10 protein-coding genes, 1 tRNA gene and 1 rRNA gene are annotated in these 18,180 nt (G+C 70.0%); 1 reads left to right on the top strand and 11 read right to left on the bottom strand.

Annotated features, from left to right (window positions below; translation table 11 throughout):
* Positions 1-166 precede the first annotated feature (166 nt).
* From AB0924_RS36000 to AB0924_RS35965, 8 genes are all read right to left on the bottom strand, one after another.
* A complete protein-coding gene (locus tag AB0924_RS36000; RefSeq protein WP_358939185.1) occupies positions 167-541 on the bottom strand; it encodes a helix-turn-helix transcriptional regulator in 375 nt (124 codons plus the stop codon).
* A 109-nt stretch (positions 542-650) separates the two neighbouring features.
* Complete coding sequence (locus AB0924_RS35995; RefSeq protein WP_366913702.1) at positions 651-1,196, bottom strand: CinA family protein; 546 nt, start codon at positions 1,194-1,196, stop codon at positions 651-653.
* The gene (gene pgsA / locus AB0924_RS35990) at positions 1,193-1,972 is read right to left on the bottom strand and encodes a CDP-diacylglycerol--glycerol-3-phosphate 3-phosphatidyltransferase (protein WP_358939189.1); all 780 of its coding nucleotides are present in this window, start codon (positions 1,970-1,972) and stop codon (positions 1,193-1,195) included. Before pgsA ends, AB0924_RS35995 begins: the two co-directional genes overlap by 4 nt.
* Positions 1,969-3,441, bottom strand: coding sequence for a 30S ribosomal protein S12 methylthiotransferase RimO (gene rimO / locus AB0924_RS35985; RefSeq protein ID WP_358939191.1), 1,473 nt, complete (start codon positions 3,439-3,441; stop codon positions 1,969-1,971). The genes pgsA and rimO overlap by 4 nt, the downstream gene beginning before the upstream one ends.
* A 91-nt stretch (positions 3,442-3,532) precedes the next feature.
* Positions 3,533-4,375 carry a RodZ domain-containing protein gene (locus AB0924_RS35980; protein ID WP_358939193.1) on the bottom strand — a complete coding sequence of 281 codons (843 nt, stop codon included), beginning with the start codon at positions 4,373-4,375 and terminating at the stop codon, positions 3,533-3,535.
* 279 nt (positions 4,376-4,654) lie between these two features.
* Positions 4,655-7,393: a DNA translocase FtsK gene (locus AB0924_RS35975; protein WP_366913701.1), complete on the bottom strand. Its 2,739-nt coding sequence runs from the start codon at positions 7,391-7,393 to the stop codon at positions 4,655-4,657.
* Between the two features lie 124 nt (positions 7,394-7,517).
* Positions 7,518-8,198 carry a response regulator gene (locus AB0924_RS35970; RefSeq protein ID WP_358939197.1) on the bottom strand — a complete coding sequence of 227 codons (681 nt, stop codon included), beginning with the start codon at positions 8,196-8,198 and terminating at the stop codon, positions 7,518-7,520.
* A 285-nt stretch (positions 8,199-8,483) separates the two neighbouring features.
* Positions 8,484-13,943: a HAMP domain-containing protein gene (locus AB0924_RS35965; protein ID WP_366913700.1), complete on the bottom strand. Its 5,460-nt coding sequence runs from the start codon at positions 13,941-13,943 to the stop codon at positions 8,484-8,486.
* 412 nt (positions 13,944-14,355) lie between these two features.
* Here AB0924_RS35965 and AB0924_RS35960 point away from each other — a divergent pair, with 412 nt between their 5' ends.
* Positions 14,356-17,115: a SpoIIE family protein phosphatase gene (locus tag AB0924_RS35960; RefSeq protein WP_366913699.1), complete on the top strand. Its 2,760-nt coding sequence runs from the start codon at positions 14,356-14,358 to the stop codon at positions 17,113-17,115.
* Between the two features lie 38 nt (positions 17,116-17,153).
* Here the strand turns inward: AB0924_RS35960 and AB0924_RS35955 are convergent.
* The 3 genes from AB0924_RS35955 to rrf form a co-directional block, all read right to left on the bottom strand.
* Positions 17,154-17,226: transfer RNA gene (locus AB0924_RS35955), tRNA-Thr, on the bottom strand.
* Positions 17,227-17,310: 84 nt separating this feature from the next.
* Positions 17,311-17,973, bottom strand: a complete 663-nt coding sequence (locus AB0924_RS35950) for a DegT/DnrJ/EryC1/StrS family aminotransferase (RefSeq protein WP_358939208.1) — start codon at positions 17,971-17,973, stop codon at positions 17,311-17,313.
* A gap of 114 nt (positions 17,974-18,087) precedes the next feature.
* Positions 18,088-18,180: ribosomal RNA gene (rrf, locus tag AB0924_RS35945) — 5S ribosomal RNA — on the bottom strand; the annotation flags it as partial.

Genomic DNA, 18,180 nt, shown 5'->3' with positions numbered 1-18,180 from the left:
TCACGTCACCTCCACGATGACCGCCGTGCCGGGTACCGGCAAACGGGCGCAGCCACGGGCCCGGGTCACGTGGACAGAAGAAAAGCCCCGGCCGGGCCACCCAGGTTGCTGGGTGGCCCGGCCGGGGCTTCACGTGTATCGGGTGGTCAGGCCGTACTCGCGGACGTCACGCGGCGACCACGTCCACCGCCTCGGCGGGCGCCTTGATGGTCACCCGTTCCGGTGGCACACCGGTCACCGACACGGAACCCAGCATCGGACGGACCGGCGCGGGTACGGGCTCGGTGGCCGTGGCGGACCGGGCCAGTTCGGCGAGCGCCAGCTCGTCGCTCACTTCCCGCATCAGTTCCGACATCCGTACGTCCAGCGCGTCGCAGATGGCGGAGAGCAGCTCGGAGGAAGCCTCCTTCTGCCCCCGCTCCACCTCGGAGAGATAGCCGAGTGAGACTCGGGCGGACGAGGAGACTTCGCGCAGAGTACGGCCCTGGCGTTGGCGCTGCCGACGCAGCACGTCACCCAGCAGGCGACGGAGCAGAATCATCGGTGGCTCCCTCCTCGGACCGCGTAGCCGCATCCTTCTCGCCCCACCGTACCGCCTTGCGCCGCGGCCGTGCGGGGAGCGATGTCGTGTTCACTCAGGGCTGCAAACATCAAAACCCCCCGTTCCGTTCCGTATCCTGTGCCCGCTCATTCCCGGTCTGTTCGCCCGCAAGCTCCTTCAGAAGCAGTGCGAGTACGCTCCGTACACTCTCCATACGAATTTCCGCACGGTCGCCGTTCAACCGCAGCGCCTCCACTTTTCCGCCACCGGCAGAACCAGGAAGCGCGGAAAACGGCCCGTCTACGGCGACGAACACCGTCCCGACGGCCTGGCCGTCCTGCGGGTCGGGCCCGGCGACTCCGGTCGTCGCGAGACCCCAGTCGGCACCCAGAGCCTTGCGCACCCCGGCGGCCATCTCTGCCGCGACCTGCGGATCCACCGCGCCGCGCTCCGCCAGCAGGGTGGCGTCGACTCCGAGCAGTTCCCGCTTCAGCTCGGTGGCGTAGGCGGTGACCGAACCGCGGAAGACCTTGGACGCCCCGGGGACCGCGGTGACCTCCGCCGCCACCAGACCACCGGTCAGCGACTCCGCGACGGCGAGGCTCTCGCCCCTCACGGTCAGTAGTCGCACCAGTTCGGTGGCCGGGGAACTCACGCTTCCTTCTCCTCCAACGCCGCCGCGCGTTCGGCGATTCCCCGCCGGCGCAGCACAATGGCCTGTCTCACGTAGTCGAGGCCGGTGACGACGGTGAGCACGACCGCCACGGCCATCACCCAGAACCTCATGGTGGCCAGCCACCCCGTCAGTGCCAGGACGTACATCCCGACGGCGACGCCCTGGGTGAGCGTCTTCAGCTTGCCGCCCCGGCTCGCGGGGATCACGCCGTAGCGAATGACGAGAAAACGCAGCAGCGTGATGCCGAGTTCCCGGCCGAGGATCACAATGGTGACCCACCACGGCAGATCGCCCAGGGCCGACAGACAGATGAGCGCCGCACCCATGATCGCCTTGTCGGCGATGGGGTCGGCGATCTTCCCGAAGTCGGTGACCAGGTTGTAGGTGCGCGCCAGATGCCCGTCGAACAGGTCGGTGATCATGGCGACGGCGAAGGCCGCCCAGGCGAGCGAGCGCCAGGCTGGGTCGTAGCCGCCGTCGGCCAGCATCAGCGCCACGAAGCCGGGCACGAGGAGCAGCCGGAGCATCGTCAGCAGATTGGCGACGTTCCACACGCTGGCCTGGTTGACGGCCGCCGCCGTCAGTTTCCCGCCGCGCGCGGGACGCGCACCGCCCTCCGGGCCGGGGGCCGGAGCGGCAGAGCGGGCAACGGAGCCGGAGACCTCGGAAGCAGCGCCGTCGGCAGCAGCGGCCGAACCCCGGGTGCCCTGCGCACCGGTGGAGCCGCCCGCGGCGGATGCCGGGACTCCGGTCATCTGCCCGCCTCCTCACTGCACGACGGCGAGCCCGCCAGCGGCTCGGCGACCAGGTCGACACCTTCCGTGCCGACCACCTTCGCCTCGACCATACGTCCCACACTCAGGCCCTCGCCGCTCGTGAGCAGCACCTGGCCGTCGGTCTCCGGTGCCTGGTGCGCGGCCCGGCCGTACACGCCGTCCTCCCCGCCGACGGATTCCACGAGGACGTGCACGGTCTCCCCGAGGCGCTCCTCGGCGCGCTGGGAGACGAGTTCCTCGGCGAGCCGGGAGACGCGGGCGAGGCGCTCGGCGACGACGTCCTCGTCCAGCTTGTCGTCGTACGTGGCCGCCTCCGTGCCCTCCTCGTCGGAGTAGCCGAAGACACCGATGGCGTCCAGCCGGGCGCCGTTCAGGAAGCGCTCCAGTTCGGCCAGGTCGGCCTCGCTCTCGCCGGGGAAGCCGACGATGAAGTTGGAGCGCACGCCGGCCTGCGGTGCCTTGCCGCGGATGGTGTCCAGCAGCTCCAGGAAGCGGTCGGTGTCGCCGAAGCGGCGCATGGCGCGCAGGACGCCGGGCGCGGAGTGCTGGAAGGACAGGTCGAAGTAGGGGACGACCTTCGGGGTGGAGGTCAGGACGTCGATCAGGCCCGGGCGCATCTCGGCCGGCTGCAGGTAGCTCACGCGCACCCGCTCGAGGCCGTCGACCTCCGCCAGCTCGGGCAGGAGGGACTCCAGCAGGCGGATGTCGCCCAGGTCCTTGCCGTAGGAGGTGTTGTTCTCGGAGACCAGCATGATCTCCTTCACCCCCTGCTCGGCCAGCCACCGGGTCTCGTTCAGCACGTCGCTGGGACGGCGGGAGATGAAGGAGCCGCGGAAGGAGGGGATGGCGCAGAAGGAGCAGCGCCGGTCGCAGCCGGAGGCCAGCTTGACCGAGGCGACCGGCGAGCCGTCCAGGCGGCGGCGCAGCGGCGCCCGCGGGCCGGATGCGGGCGAGACGCCCTCCGGGAGGTCGGCCGGGCCGTGGCCGGGCAGCGCCACGGCGGCGGCGGAGTCCTGCCGCTCGGCGGGGCTGATCGGCAGCAGCTTGCGGCGGTCGCGCGGGGTGTGCGCGGCGTGGATGCCGCCGGAGAGGATGGTCTGCAGGCGGTCGGAGATGTCGGCGTAGTCGTCGAAGCCGAGCACGCCGTCGGCCTCGGGGAGCGCCGCGGCCAGTTCGTTGCCGTACCGCTCGGCCATGCAGCCCACCGCCACCACGGCCTGGGTTCTGCCATGGTCCTTGAGGTCGTTGGCCTCCAGAAGGGCATCCACGGAGTCCTTCTTGGCAGCCTCGACGAAGCCACAGGTGTTGACCACGGCGACATCGGCGTCCGCGGCGTCCTCGACGAGCTGCCAGCCGTCCGCCTCCAAACGGCCTGCGAGCTCCTCCGAGTCCACCTCGTTACGGGCGCAGCCAAGAGTGACAAGTGCGACGGTACGGCGTTCAGGCATGGGCTCAAGACTACTTTGTCTGGCTGACACCCCACGTCGACGGGGTTGGCCGATCTTGGCCAACCCCGTCACATCCGCGCCCCGTCTGCGTTTATCCGGCCTCGGGGTCGCCCTTCGTGTACGTGAGACGCTCCACGGCGCCCGGCCGGAAGTTGTCCTCGATCTTCTTGCCGTTGACGTACAGCTCGATCGCGCCGGCGTCACCGAGGATCAGGTTGATCTTGGAGCTGTCCTGGAAGGTCTTGGACTCGCCCTTCTTCAGCAGCCCGTCGAAGAGCATCCGGCCGTTGTGGTCCTTGGCGGAGATCCAGCTGCGCCCGTTCGGCGCGCTGACCTGGACGGTGACCTTGTCCTGCGGTGCGGCGGCGATGGCACTGTCGGACGGCTCGGACGACGGCGCGGCGGGCTTGTCCTTCTTGGGCGTGGGCGAGGACGACTTGCCGGGCTCGGGCGAGGCTCCCTCGGCCACCTGCGACTTGGCGTCGTTGCCGCTGTCGCCGCCCTTGAACGCGGTGAACCCGACGAAACCGACGACGGCGACGATCGCGGCGACCATGGCCGCCGTCCAGTTGGGTCCCCGGCGCTCGGGGCGGATGCGTTCCGCCTCGAACATCGGCGCGGCCGGGGTGGGCGCGGGCCGCCCGCCGTGCTCGGCGTCGTACTGGGCGATCAACGGGGCGGGATCGAGACGCACGGCCCTGGCCAGCGTGCGGATGTGCCCGCGCGCGTACACGTCACCGCCGCAGGGGGCGAAGTCGTCCGCCTCGATGGCGTGCACGATGGCGATACGGACACGAGTGGCACTGCTGACGTCGTCGACCGTGAGCCCGGCCGCGATGCGGGCCTGCCGCAGGGCGCGGCCGACGGAGGGACGGGCTTCCTCGGACACGTCGTGGAACGGACGCTCGTCTTCAGGGGAGTTGCCGATGGACACGGGGGCGCCTTTCGAGCGTGTGAGCCACCTGTGCTGGAGGTTCAGTCTAGGCGGGTACGAAAGGGTGGAGCGACCGGGCGGGGGGTGCTTGTACGCCATCGGTATGGCCCGACAACCCGATGGTGGGACAGACACATACCCCAGGACGGGATCCGTACCGGTCCTTTCGCTCAACTTGACGTACAGCGAGGGGAAACGGTTGCTCGCCGCTCCCTAACGGGTGGATCACGGCGCTGCCGCCACCCGGCGTAACCCCGACACGCCGGGCGGCCCGCTGCCCTATCCGTCCGTCTCCCCACGGATCAGCGCGAGTACGCCGTCCAGCTCGTCGGGTTTCACGAGAACGTCACGCGCCTTCGAACCCTCGCTCGGTCCCACGATGTTGCGGGACTCCATCAGGTCCATGAGCCGTCCCGCCTTGGCGAAGCCGACCCTGAGCTTGCGCTGCAGCATGGACGTCGACCCGAACTGGGTGGAGACGACCAGCTCGGCCGCCTGGCACAGCAGGTCGAGGTCGTCGCCGATGTCCTCGTCGATCTCCTTCTTCTGCTTGGTGCCCACGGTGACGTCGTCGCGGAAGACGGGCGCCATCTGGTCCTTGCAGTGCTGCACGACGAGCGCGACCTCGGCCTCGGTCACGAAAGCGCCCTGCATACGCGTGGGCTTGTTCGCACCCATCGGCAGGAAGAGGCCGTCGCCCTTGCCGATCAGCTTCTCGGCGCCCGGCTGGTCGAGGATGACCCGGGAGTCGGCGAGCGAGGAGGTGGCGAACGCCAGCCGGGAGGGCACGTTCGCCTTGATCAGGCCGGTGACCACGTCGACCGACGGGCGCTGGGTGGCGAGCACCAGGTGGATGCCGGCCGCGCGCGCGAGCTGCGTGATGCGCACGATGGCGTCCTCGACGTCCCGCGGGGCGACCATCATCAGGTCGGCCAGCTCGTCCACGATCACCAGCAGATACGGGTACGGCTGGAGCTCGCGCTCGCTGCCCTCCGGCGGCTTGACCTTGCCCTCGCGGACGGCGCGGTTGAAGTCGTCGATGTGCCGGTAGCCGTAGGCGGCGAGGTCGTCGTAGCGCAGGTCCATCTCGCGCACCACCCACTGCAGGGCCTCGGCGGCCCGCTTGGGGTTGGTGATGATCGGCGTGATCAGGTGCGGGATGCCCTCGTAGGCGGTCAGTTCCACGCGCTTGGGGTCGACGAGGATCATCCGGACGTCCTCCGGGGTCGCCCGCATCATGATCGAGGTGATCAGGCAGTTGATGCAGGACGACTTGCCGGAGCCGGTGGCGCCCGCGACCAGCATGTGCGGCATCTTCGCCAGCGAGTGCATCACGTACCCGCCCTCGACGTCCTTGCCGAAGGCGACCAGCATCGGGTCGTCGTCCTCGGCGGACTCGGCGAGGCGCAGCACGTCACCGAGGTTGACCATCTCCCGGTCGGTGTTGGGGATCTCGATGCCGACCGCCGACTTGCCGGGGATGGGGCTGATGATCCGCACGTCGGGGCTGGCGACGGCGTACGCGATGTTCTTCGTCAGCGCGGTGATCCGCTCGACCTTCACGGCGGGGCCGAGCTCGACCTCGTAGCGGGTGACCGTCGGACCGCGGGTGAAGCCGGTGACGGCCGCGTCGACCTTGAACTCGGTGAAGACCTGGGTGAGCGAGGCGACGACCGCGTCGTTGGCCGCGCTCCGGGCCTTGCCGGGGCCGCCCCGGGTGAGCAGGTCCAGCGACGGCAGCGCGTAGGTGATGTCACCGGAGAGCTGGAGCTGCTCCGCGCGCGCGGGCAGGTCGCGGGGCTCGTCGGGGGCCTTCTTGGTCAGGTCGGGAACGCCGCCGGTGGACAGCCTCTCCTGCCTGGGGCGGGCGGCCGGGACCGGCGTCGGGGCCGGCGCCGGATCCGGCGTGGGCACCGGGGTGGTGTCCTCGCGCTCGCCCACGCTCACGCCCTGGGTCAGGTCGGCGACGACCGGGGACGGCGGCATACCGTGCAGGACGGCGCCGTCGAGCGCGGCCGCGGCGGCCGACGCGACGTCCACCGCGTCCATCCGGCGCCGCGGATCGGGTTGCGGCACCGCGGAGCGCCTCGGGCGGCCGCGGCGCTGCGAGAGCGCGTCCTCCTCGGCTCCCTCGGGGGCGTACGCCTGGGGGGCGCTCCGGCGCCCGCGGGGGCGTGCGGGCAGCGCCTCGCGCCACTGTTCGTCGTACCGCTCGTCGTCCCCGGTGGCCTCGAACTCCTGCGGGTCGGACAGCAGGCCGAGGCGCACGCCGAGCGCGCGCAGGCGCTGCGGGATGGCGTTGACCGGCGTGGCGGTCACCACGAGCAGCCCGAAGACCGTCAGCAGCACCAGCAGCGGTACGGCGAGCACCTCGCTCATGGTGTACGTCAACGGGGTCGCCGCCGCCCAGCCGATGAGTCCGCCGGCATCCCTTATGGCCTGCATGCCGGAGCTGCGGGCGGGCGCGCCGCAGGCGATGTGCACCTGCCCGAGGACGCCGATGACGAGGGCGGACAGGCCGATCACGATCCGGCCGTTGGCCTCCGGCTGCTCCGGGTGCCGCATGAAGCGGACCGCGATCACCGCGAGCAGGATCGGCACCAGCAGATCGAGCCGCCCGAAGGCGCCGGTGACCAGGATCTCCACCAGGTCGCCGACCGGACCGCGCAGGTCGGCCCAGGTGCCGGCGGCGACGATCAGCGCGAGGCCGAAGAGCAGCAGCGCGACGCCGTCCTTGCGGTGGGCAGGGTCGAGGTTCTTCGCGCCCTGCCCTATGCCGCGGAAGACGGCGCCGACGGCGTGCGCGAGGCCGAGCCAGAGGGCGCGTACGAGCCGGTACACGCCCCCCGTGGGGCTCGGAGCCGGCCTGGGCGGCGCGGCCTTCTTCGCCGGAGCCCGCTTGGCGGGCGCCTTCTTCGCCGGGACCTTCTTCGCGGCGGCCTTCCTCGCCGCAGCCTTCGCGGGAGCGGCCGCCTTCTTGGCGGGCGGCTTCTTGGCTGCGGAGGGACGTGAGGCCATAGGTGTGAGATTACCGGGGGAGACGACAGCGGACACGTGTGCCCACTGCTTCACCCGTTCGTGTCGCCCCTGCCAAGGCGCGGAAGTGACGCACACTCATGGGCAACTGCCTTCCCGGCGGACGTCAGTTCTGCGTCGGCACCGACTGGCTGCCGGCGCCCGTACCCGGCTCCAGGGCATCGAGCGCCCGCCGCAGGCCCGTCAGTTTCCGCTCCAGATGAGCGGCCGTGGCCACCGCGGCGGCGTCCGCGGACTCGTCGTCCAACTGCTTCGACAGCGCCTCGGCCTGCTCCTCGACGGCCGCCAGACGCGCGGACAGTTCGGCGAGCAGCCCCGCGGACTCCTTCGCGCCGACCGCGCCCTTGCCACCGCCCTCCAACTGCAGCCGCAGCAGCGCCGCCTGCTCCCGGAGCTGGCAGTTCTTCATGTACAGCTCGACGAACACGGAGACCTTCGCCCGCAGCACCCACGGGTCGAACGGCTTGGAGATGTAGTCCACCGCGCCGGCCGCGTAACCCCGGAAGGTGTGATGCGGGCCGTGGTTGATCGCGGTGAGGAAGATGATCGGGATGTCCCGGGTCCGCTCCCGCCGCTTGATGTGCGCGGCCGTCTCGAACCCATCCATGCCCGGCATCTGGACGTCCAGCAGAATGACCGCGAAATCGTCCGTGAGCAGTGCCTTGAGCGCTTCCTCCCCGGACGATGCCCGCACCAGCGTCTGATCGAGCGCAGAGAGGATCGCCTCCAGCGCCAGCAGATTCTCCGGCCGGTCATCGACCAGGAGGATCTTGGCCTTCTGCACCATGGCCCGCCCTCCTCGCCCCGGCGGTACACCGGGCGCCGCCCCAGGGGACGACTCCCTTTCGCCGCCCGTCCTTGTGCCGGTCATCGTAGCCGCACCCTGCCCGTCGCCACACCCTGTCACCGCGATGTCACTGTGCACATAAGCGAAATGCCGTGAGTGACCCGAAGGTTCCCGGAATTCAGGATTCCCACACGTCCCGGCGCACGGCCCGGCACCCCGCACTCCGACAACTCCGCGTGCGCGCCGAAGGTTCCCGCCGCGTTCACATCCGCTCCCACGGGCCCGTCACCGCTCGCCCATCCACTGCCGCATGACCGCCAGCAGGTGGTCCGGATCGACCGGCTTGGTCACGTAATCGGAGGCACCCGACTCGATCGCCTTCTCCCGGTCGCCCTTCATCGCCTTCGCGGTCAGCGCGATGATCGGCAGCCCGGCGAACTGCGGCATCCTGCGGATCGCCGTGGTCGTCGCGTACCCGTCCATCTCCGGCATCATGATGTCCATCAGCACCACCGCCACGTCGTCGTGCTGCTCCAGCACCTCGATGCCCTCACGGCCGTTCTCCGCGTACAGCACCGACAGCCCGTGCTGCTCCAGCACGCTGGTGAGCGCGAACACGTTGCGGATGTCGTCGTCGACGATCAGCACCTTCTCGCCGCCGAACCGCACCGCGAGGGCGGGCCGCGGCGCGCTCTCCTGCTCGGCTACCGTGCTCCACTGCTCCGGCCGGTGCTCGGGCGGCGGCAGACTCCGGCGGCGGCGCCTGAAGAGCGCGGCGGCCCCGTTCTGCGTCTCCCGGTACGACTTCACCTCCGCCGGCGTCTCGATCTCCGCCGCCGACAGATCCGCGTCCGGTCGGCCCTCGGAGGCGAGCAGCTCACCGGCCTCCAGCGCCTGCACGGACTGCTGGTAGCCCTGCGGCGGCAACTCGCTCGGATGCACCGGCAGATACAGCGTGAACGTCGAGCCGCGGCCCGGTTCGCTCTGTGCGTAGATCTCACCGCCGAGCAGCTGTGCGATCTCCCGCGAGATCGACAGACCGAGACCGGTGCCGCCGTACTTGCGGCTGGTCGTACCGTCCGCCTGCTTGAACGCCTCGAAGATCACCCGCATCTTGCTGGCCGCGATGCCGATCCCCGTGTCGGTCACCGAGAACGCGATCAGGCCGGCGTCCGGGGCGGTCAGCGAACCGGACTCCAGCATCTGCTCCCGGATGATCTGGGGCACATCGGTGCCGGCGGGCCGGATCACCAGTTCCACCGAACCGGAGTCGGTGAACTTCACCGCGTTGGACAGCAGGTTGCGCAGCACCTGCAGCAGCCGCTGCTCGTCGGTGTGCAGGGTGGCCGGCAGCTCCGGGGAGACCCGCACCGACAGGTCCAGGCCCTTCTCCGCGGTCAGCGGCCGGAAGGTCGCCTCCACGTAGTCCACGAGCTGGACGAGCGCGATGCGCGTCGGGGAGACGTCCATCTTGCCCGCCTCGACCTTCGACAGGTCCAGGATGTCGTTGATCAGCTGAAGCAGATCGGAACCGGCGCCGTGGATCGTCTCGGCGAACTCGACCTGCTTGGGGGAAAGGTTGCCCTCGGCGTTGTCGGCGAGCAACTTGGCCAGGATCAGCAGAGAGTTGAGCGGCGTACGCAGCTCGTGCGACATGTTGGCCAGGAACTCGCTCTTGTAGCGCATGGACACCGCGAGCTGCTCGGCACGCTCCTCCAGGACCTGCCGGGCCTCCTCGATCTCGGTGTTCTTCACCTCGATGTCCCGGTTCTGCCGCGCCAGCAGCTCGGCCTTCTCCTCCAGTTCGGCGTTGGACGCCTGCAGCGCCTTCTGCCGGTTCTCCAACTCGGCCGACCGCTCCCGCAGTTGCTCGGTCAGCTCCTGCGACTGCTTCAGCAGCAGCTCGGTCTTGGTGTTCACCGAGATGGTGTTGACGCTGGTCGCGATCATCTCGGCGATCTGGTTGAGGAAGTCCTTCTGGATCTGCGTGAACGGCGTGAACGACGCGAGCTCGATCACGCCGAGCACCTTGCCCTCGAAGAGCACCGGCAGCACGATCACCTGCGCCGGCGGGGCCTCGCCGAGCCCCGAGGAGATCTTCAGATAGCCGCTGGGCGCGTTCTCCACCAGGATCGTGCGCTTCTCCTCGGCGGCCGTGCCGATCAGCCCCTCACCCGGCCGGAACGACGCCGGCATGGAGCCCGTCAGGTAGCCGTACGAGCCGAGCATCCGCAGCTCGTAGTGGTCCTCGGCGTCGGCGCCGAGGTCCTGGCCCTCCATGAGCGGCATCGTCACGAAGAACGCGCCGTGCTGCGCGGAGACCACCGGCGTCAGCTCGCTCATGATCAGGGAGGCCACGTCCGCCAGGTCACGGCGCCCCTGCATCAGCGCGGAGATACGGGCCAGGTTGCCCTTCAGCCAGTCCTGCTCCTTGTTGGCGATCGTGGTGTCGCGCAGGTTGGCGATCATCTTGTTGATGTAGTCCTGCAGTTCCTGGATCTCGCCGGAGGCGTCGACGTCGATCTTCAGGTTCAGGTCGCCACGGGTCACCGCGGTCGCCACGCGCGCGATGGCACGCACCTGCCGGGTCAGGTTCCCGGCCATCTCGTTCACCGACTCCGTCAGGTCACGCCAGGTGCCGTCGACGTCACGCACGCGTGCCTGACCGCCGAGCTGCCCCTCGGTACCCACCTCGCGGGCGACCCGGGTGACCTCCTCGGCGAAGCTGGACAGCTGGTCCACCATCGTGTTGATCGTCGTCTTCAGCTCGAGGATCTCGCCACGGGCGTCGATGTCGATCTTCTTGGTCAGGTCACCCTTGGCGATGGCCGTGGTGACCATGGCGATGTTGCGCACCTGACCGGTCAGGTTGGACGCCATCTGGTTCACGGACTCGGTGAGGTCCTTCCAGGTGCCGGCCACACCCGGCACGTGCGCCTGGCCGCCCAGGATGCCGTCCGTACCCACCTCACGGGCCACCTTGGTGACCTGGTCGGCGAACGAACTCAGCGTCCGCACCATGGTGTTGAAGGTGTCCGCGAGCTGCGCGACCTCACCGCTCGCCTCGATGGTCACCTGCCGCGTCAGGTCACCGTTGGCGACCGCGGCGGCCACCTGGGAGATGTTCCGCACCTGCATGGTCAGGTTGTTGGCCATCAGGTTGACGTTGTTGCTCAGGTCCTTCCAGATGCCCGTGACACCCGGTACGTGCGCCTGACCGCCCAGGATGCCCTCGGTGCCCACCTCACGGGCGACCCGGGTCACCTGCTCGGCAAAGCTCGAGAGCTGGTCCACCATCGTGTTGACCGTCGTGACGAGCTCGAGGATCTCGCCCTTCGCGTCGACGGTGATCTTCTTCGACAGATCGCCCTTGGCGACGGCGGTCGTGACCTCGGCGATGTTGCGCACCTGGATGGTCAGGTTGTTCGCCATGAAGTTCACGGACTGCGTGAGGTCCTTCCAGGTGCCCGAGACACCCTGGACCTCCGCCTGCCCGCCCAGCATGCCCTCGGTGCCCACCTCACGGGCCACGCGCGTGACCTCCTGGGCGAACGACGACAGCTGGTCCACCATCGTGTTCAGCGTGTTCTTCAGCTCCAGGATCTCCCCGCGCGCGTCCACGGTGATCTTCTGGGAGAGGTCACCGCGGGCCACCGCCGTGGCCACCTGGGCGATGTTGCGCACCTGGGCGGTGAGGTTGCCGGCCATGCCGTTCACGGAATCCGTCAGGTCCCGCCACACCCCGGCCACGCCCGGCACCTGCGCCTGGCCGCCGAGACGGCCCTCGGTGCCCACGTCCCGGGCGACCCGGGTCACCTGGTCGGCGAAGGCGGAGAGCTGGTCGACCATCGTGTTGATCGTGTTCTTCAGCTCGAGGATCTCACCGCGCGCGTCCACGTCGATCTTCTGCGAGAGGTCACCCCGCGCGACGGCCGTCGTGACCTGCGCGATGTTGCGCACCTGACCGGTCAGGTTGGACGCCATCGAGTTGACGGAGTCGGTGAGCTCCTTCCAGGTGCCCGACACCCCGTCCACCCGGGCCTGACCGCCGAGCCGGCCCTCGGTCCCCACGTCTCGGGCCATCCGCGTCACCTGGTCGGCGAAGCTCGACAGCTGGTCCACCATCGTGTTCACGGTGTTCTTCAGCTGGAGCATCTCACCGGAGACGTCCACGGTGACCTTCTGGGAGAGGTCGCCGTTGGCCACCGCCGTGGTCACCTGGGCGATGTTGCGCACCTGGCCGGTCAGGTTCCGGAACGCCGTGTTGACGGAGTCCGTCAGATCCTTCCAGGTACCGGCAGCGCCCGGCACCTGCGCCTGACCGCCCAGCTCACCCTCGACACCGACCTCCCGCGCGACCCGCGTCACCTCGGCGCCGAACGCGGAGAGCTGGTCCACCATCGTGTTGACGGTGTTCTTCAGCTCCAGCATCTCGCCGGCCACGTCCACCGTGACCTTCTGCGACAGGTCACCGCTGGCCACGGCGGTTGTCACCGCGGCGATGTCACGCACCTGCGTCGTCAGGTTCCGGAACACCGTGTTGACGGAGTCCGTCAGGTCCTTCCAGGTGCCGGCGACGCCCGGCACCGTCGCCTGACCGCCCAGCCGGCCCTCGGCGCCGACCTCGTTGGCCACGCGCGTGACCTCGTCCGCGAAGATGCGCAGCGTCTCGGTCATCTGGTTGATCGTCTCGGCGAGCTGAGCGACCTCGCCCCGCGCCGGAACCGTCACCTTCTGCGACAGATCACCGTTGGCGACCGCCGTGGTCACCTGGGCGATCCCCCGCACCTGGGCCGTCAGGTTGCCGGCCATCAGGTTCACCGAATCGGTGAGCTCCTTCCACGTGCCGTCCACACCCGGCACGTGCGCCTGACCACCGAGGATGCCGTCGGTGCCGACCTCCCGCGCGACCCTCGTCACCTCCGAGGAGAACGCGGAGAGCTGGTCGACCATCGTGTTGACGGTGTTCTTCAGCTCCAGCATCTCGCCGGCCACGTGAACGGTGACCTTCCGCGACAGATCACCCTTGGCGACCGCGGTGGTCACCAGGGCGATGTCCCGCACCTGCGCCGTCAGCCGGGACGCCATCGTGTTGACGGAGTCCGTCAGGTCCTTCCACGAACCGGAGAGCCCGCGCACCCGGGCCTGGCCGCCGAGCTTGCCCTCGGTGCCGACCTCACTGGCCACGCGCGTGACCTCGTCGGTGAACGTCGAAAGCTGGTCGACCAGGTTGTTGACCGTACGGCCGACCTTCAGGAACTCACCCCGCAGAGGATGCCCGGTGCCGTCCGGCGCCTGCGTGCGCAGATCCATCCGCGGCGACAGATCACCCTCCGCGACCCCCGTGAGGACCCGGCTGACCTCCGAGACGGGCCACACCAGATCGTCGACCAGCGCGTTGGAGTTGTCGACGGCGGTCGCCCACGAGCCCTCGCAGGCCCCTGTCTCCAGCCGTTCCGTGAGCTTTCCCTCACGCCCCACCATGCGCCGCACGCGCGACAGCTCACCGGTCAGGTGCAGGTTGCGGTCGGCGACCTCGTTGAAGACCGCGGCGATCTCCGACATCACGCCGTCCCCGGACACCGTGAGCCTCTTGCGGAAGTTCCCGTCCCGCATGGCGACCAGGGCCGCCTGCAGCCGGTTCAGGGCGGCCGTGTCCACGACGGTGGTGCCGCCGCCCCTGCCCTGGGACTGTCCGCCCTTCGCGCGCGCCTTCGTGCCCCGCGTCGCTGCGCCAGACTCCACTGTGTCCCTCCCGAAGGGGTAGACCGTTACTGCCGTGCTCGGTCACATCGGCCCGGTGTGCCGCTCCCCGGCATACCGGTTGCTTCCGCGTACCCGTTACCGCTCGGTATTTCTGCCAGATGAGTTCCGGACACACCAGGGGCTGCTGCCCGCCGTGCACGGAACACACTCAAACTGACCGGACCTTCATCAGAAGCTTGCCCAGTGTTTCACCCCGGCCGAACCAGGCCATAACAGTTCGGCAGCTTCGCACATCGTCCGCACACACCCTGGGGGGTTAAACAACGGCGACCGGCATCCGCTCGGACGGCGAAGGTAAGTAACCTTGCATGCGGCTGTCCAGCCGCACCGGTCCGTCCGGCCTGGGCGGTGGCACCAGAACGAGCGGGCATCGGAGGGGCGGCCGCAGAACATGACCACCGGACTGATCCCCGGGGGACAACCCCCGGAGCCACGGCCGACGGGTGAGCTGATGCCGCAGCAGCGGCGCGAGCCGGCCGGCCCCGCAGCCCTGTCCGCCGACAACAGGCCGAGGAGTTTTGTGATCACCGCGCGCGCGGCCGCCAGCTTCGAGCCCGTGGGACGATCGGTGGCGACCGCCCGGTCCTTCGTCCGCGACACCCTCCAGGGCTGGGGTTTCGCCGACATCATCGACGACGCGGTGGTTCTCACCAGCGAACTCGTGACCAACGCGGTGGTGCACGCCGGTACGCACGCGGAGGTCCTGTGCCTGCGCACCGAGGACGGCGTCCGCGTCGAGGTCTCCGACCGCTACCCGGAGCGCGAGCTGCCCGTGCAGAGCGCCCACGCGGCGATGGGCAACCCCGACCGCGAGGGCGGCCGCGGCCTGCAGCTGTGCGCGGCCCTGGCGGCCCGCTGGGGTGTGGACTACACGCCCACCCACAAGAACGTCTGGTTCCAGCTCGACCTGCCCGAACGTCCGGTCGGCACGCGTGCCGCCGGCCCCTCGATCCCCGCCGACCTGCTCCCGCTGGCCGACGGCCGGATCCGCGTCGCGGTCCTCCAGGTCGACCGGAAGGGCTCCATCAGCGCCTGGAACGAGGACGCGGAGGAACTGTTCGGCCACCCGGCGAACGAGGTCGTCGGCAAGCCGCTCACCGACCTCGCGGCCTGGCCGCACACCCCGGGCACCGGCACCGGCATCGCCGAGGCCCTGCGGCTCTCCCGCTGGGAGGGCAGCTACGGCATCCGCCGCGCCGACGGCAGGGTCGCCCCGGTGTACGCCTCCCACCTGCGGGTCCGCGACACCGGCGGCGAGCCGTCCACCGTGTGCCTCCTGGTACGCGATCACGAGCGCGCCGTCCTGCAGACGCCGCTGCGCGGTCCCGCCACCGACCAGACGTCCACCTCCGACGGGCAGAGCACCGACCCGTTCGAGGTGTTCATCGGCTCCCCCGCCCCCGACGACCTGGACGGCCTGCTCCAGCGCACGGTGGAGCGGGCCCGCGACATGCTCGACGGCGACTCCGCGTTCCTGCTGCTCGCGACCGACGACGAGACCGAGCTCGAGGTGCGCGCCTCCACCGGCCTGCCCTCCGCCCGCCAGCGCTTCGCCCGCGTGCCCGTGGAAGCCGGCCCCGGCCGCTACGGCTCCGCACGCATGCCCGCCGTCCACGACGACCTCACCGCCGTCCCCGGAGCCGTGCCCCTGCTGTCCGGCACGGGCATGCGCTCGGTGGTCACGGTCCCGCTGAAGGTCGAGGGCCGTCTGACCGGCTCCCTCGGTGTCGCCGCCGAGGCACCCGGCCGGTACTCGAACGAGGAAGCACTGCGCCTGCAGTTCGCCGCCGACCGCATCGCGCTGGCCGTCGAGTCGGCCCGGCTGGGCGAGCTGGAGCGGCTGCGCCGCGGCTCGCTGAGCTTCCTGGTGGAGGCCTCCGACCTGCTGGCCGGCACCCTGGACCGCGACCAGACCCTGGCCCTGATGGCGCAGATGACGGTGCCGACCCTCGCGACCTGGTGCGCGGTCTACACGATCGCCGACCAGGCCTCGGAGCCCTATCTGTCGTACGTGCTGCACGAGGACGAGGACCTCATCGACGGCATCAAGTCGCTGCTGTCGAAGGTGCCCGCGCCCGACCCGGTGCCGACGCCCGGCGCCCGGATCTGGTCCGCGCCCGGCGAGGTCGCCCACCAGGCGGCCCTGCGCAGTTCCATGCGCAGCCTGGGACTGGCAGGCGGCCCCACCCACCAGGTCGCCTCGGCCATCGGCCCGACCCTCGCCACGGCCTCCGCGGTCGGCGGCGAGACGGTCGTCCTGCCCCTGGTCGCCCGCAACCGCGTCATCGGCATGCTGACCCTCGGCAAGCCGACCGACGAGCACTTCCGCCAGGAAATCCTGGAACTGGCCGAGGACTTGTCCCGCCGGGCCGCGCTCGCCCTGGACAACGCCCGTCTGTACTCGGAGCGCACGGCCATCAGCCAGTCCCTCCAGCGCAGCCTGCTCCCGCCCGGCCTGCCCCACATCGACGGCGTCGAGGTCGAGGTCATCTACCGCGCGGCCGGCGAGGGCAACGAGGTCGGCGGCGACTTCTACGACCTCTTCCCCATCGGCAACGGCGCCTACGGCTTCGCCATCGGCGACGTCTGCGGCACGGGCCCGAACGCGGCCGCGGTCACCGGCCTGGCCCGGCATGCGCTGCGTCTGCTGGCGCGCGAGGGCCTCTCCGGCCCGGCGGTGCTGGAACGGCTGAACTCGGCCATCCTCGACGAGGGTGACCGCAGCCGCTTCCTCACGCTGCTCTACGGCGAGATGCGGCCGCAGGCGGACGGCAGCGCCGAGTTGAAGGTGGTCTGCGCCGGCCACCCGCTCCCGCTGCGCCTGCGCCAGGACGGCACGGTGGTCCCGTCGGCCGAACCCCAGCCGCTGCTCGGTGTCATCGAGGACCTGGAGCTGTACGAGGAGACGGTCACCCTCGACCCCGGTGACGTCCTTCTCTGCGTCACGGACGGGGTCACCGAACGCCGGGAGGGCACCCGCATGCTGGGCGACGACGGCCTCGCCGACGTCCTCACGACGTGCACGGGCCTCACGGCGGGCGCGGTGGCCGCGCGCATCATGCGCGCGGTGGAACGCTTCGCCTCGGACGCCCCGTCCGACGACATGGCGATCCTCGCCATGCGAGTGCCGGAGCCCCATCAGGAAGCATGAAAAAGGCCCCGCCCGAATGGGCGGGGCCTTTCTGTCAGAGCCCCCAAACGGAATCGAACCGTTGACCTTCTCCTTACCATGGAGACGCTCTACCGACTGAGCTATAGGGGCCTGTCGCTTTCGAGGTTTCCCTCGCGGCAACAAGAAAACCATACCCTGAACAGGCCCGAGTTCCCAAACTCGTTCGGCGTACGTTCAGAAGGCGGGCTGAAGCAGTCCGCCGAGCGCGTTGCAAGCGGAGACGATCCGCTGCATCTCCCGCTTGGTGAGGGAGGCGTCCACCGGCAGGGCGAGCGTCTCGTCCGCGGCCCGCTCGGTCTCCGGCAGCGCGACACAGCGCCGGAACTCAGAGAGCCGGTGCACGGGGGTCTTCACGGGGACGCGGCAGTCGATTCCCTTGGCCCGCAGGGCGCGGGCGAAGGCGTCGCGGTCCGGCCGGCCGTTACCGGGCACCCGCACCACGTACTGCTGGTAGGTGTGCCCGGGGCTCCCGTCCGGTGTCCGCACGCCTTTCAACTTGGCGTCGAGGTAGGCGGCTCGCTCCCTGCGCTGCGCCATCTCGTCGTACGGCGCCTCGGACTCCCCCTGCTCCAGCACGAGCAGCCCGTGCCGCTGTCCGAGCTGGTGCATCCGGGCGATGTCCGCGCGCCGCCCGAAGCGGTGCACGACAACTATGCTCGCCGTGCGTGGAGTTGTCGCCGCTTCCACGGCTGACGCGTCGAGGCAGTAGCTGGCCGGATCTATGTCGGCGAACACCGGGAGCGCACCCGCCTGGGTGACGGCCTCGGCCACTTCGACGTTCCCGAAGGCCGGTACGACGACCTCGTCACCGGATCCGACGCCGGCCGCCCTGAGCATTGCAGCAGTACCCATGGCTCCGATGCTGCGGGTGGAACGTGAACTCGAAGTTACGCAAAACAAAAAAGGGTTGGACCCGGAACCGAAGTTCGGGGTCCAACCCTTTCAAAATTTGTTCGGCGGCGTCCTACTCTCCCACAGGGTCCCCCCTGCAGTACCATCGGCGCTGTGAGGCTTAGCTTCCGGGTTCGGAATGTAACCGGGCGT

The sequence above is a fragment of the Streptomyces sp. NPDC047869 genome (assembly GCF_040704065.1).
Lineage (GTDB): Bacteria > Actinomycetota > Actinomycetes > Streptomycetales > Streptomycetaceae > Streptomyces.
The sequence above is the reverse complement of the archived record's forward strand: the minus strand, read 5'-3'. Positions and strand labels throughout refer to the sequence as shown.

Coding starts and splice junctions, on each gene's coding strand:
- AB0924_RS36000 (WP_358939185.1), bottom strand. CDS start 541: ATGATTCTGCTCCGTCGCCTGCTGGGTGACGTGCTGCGTCGGCAGCGC.
- pgsA (WP_358939189.1), bottom strand. CDS start 1,972: ATGACCGGAGTCCCGGCATCCGCCGCGGGCGGCTCCACCGGTGCGCAG.
- rimO (WP_358939191.1), bottom strand. CDS start 3,441: ATGCCTGAACGCCGTACCGTCGCACTTGTCACTCTTGGCTGCGCCCGT.
- AB0924_RS35975 (WP_366913701.1), bottom strand. CDS start 7,393: ATGGCCTCACGTCCCTCCGCAGCCAAGAAGCCGCCCGCCAAGAAGGCG.
- AB0924_RS35970 (WP_358939197.1), bottom strand. CDS start 8,198: ATGGTGCAGAAGGCCAAGATCCTCCTGGTCGATGACCGGCCGGAGAAT.
- AB0924_RS35960 (WP_366913699.1), top strand. CDS start 14,356: ATGACCACCGGACTGATCCCCGGGGGACAACCCCCGGAGCCACGGCCG.
- AB0924_RS35950 (WP_358939208.1), bottom strand. CDS start 17,973: ATGCTCAGGGCGGCCGGCGTCGGATCCGGTGACGAGGTCGTCGTACCG.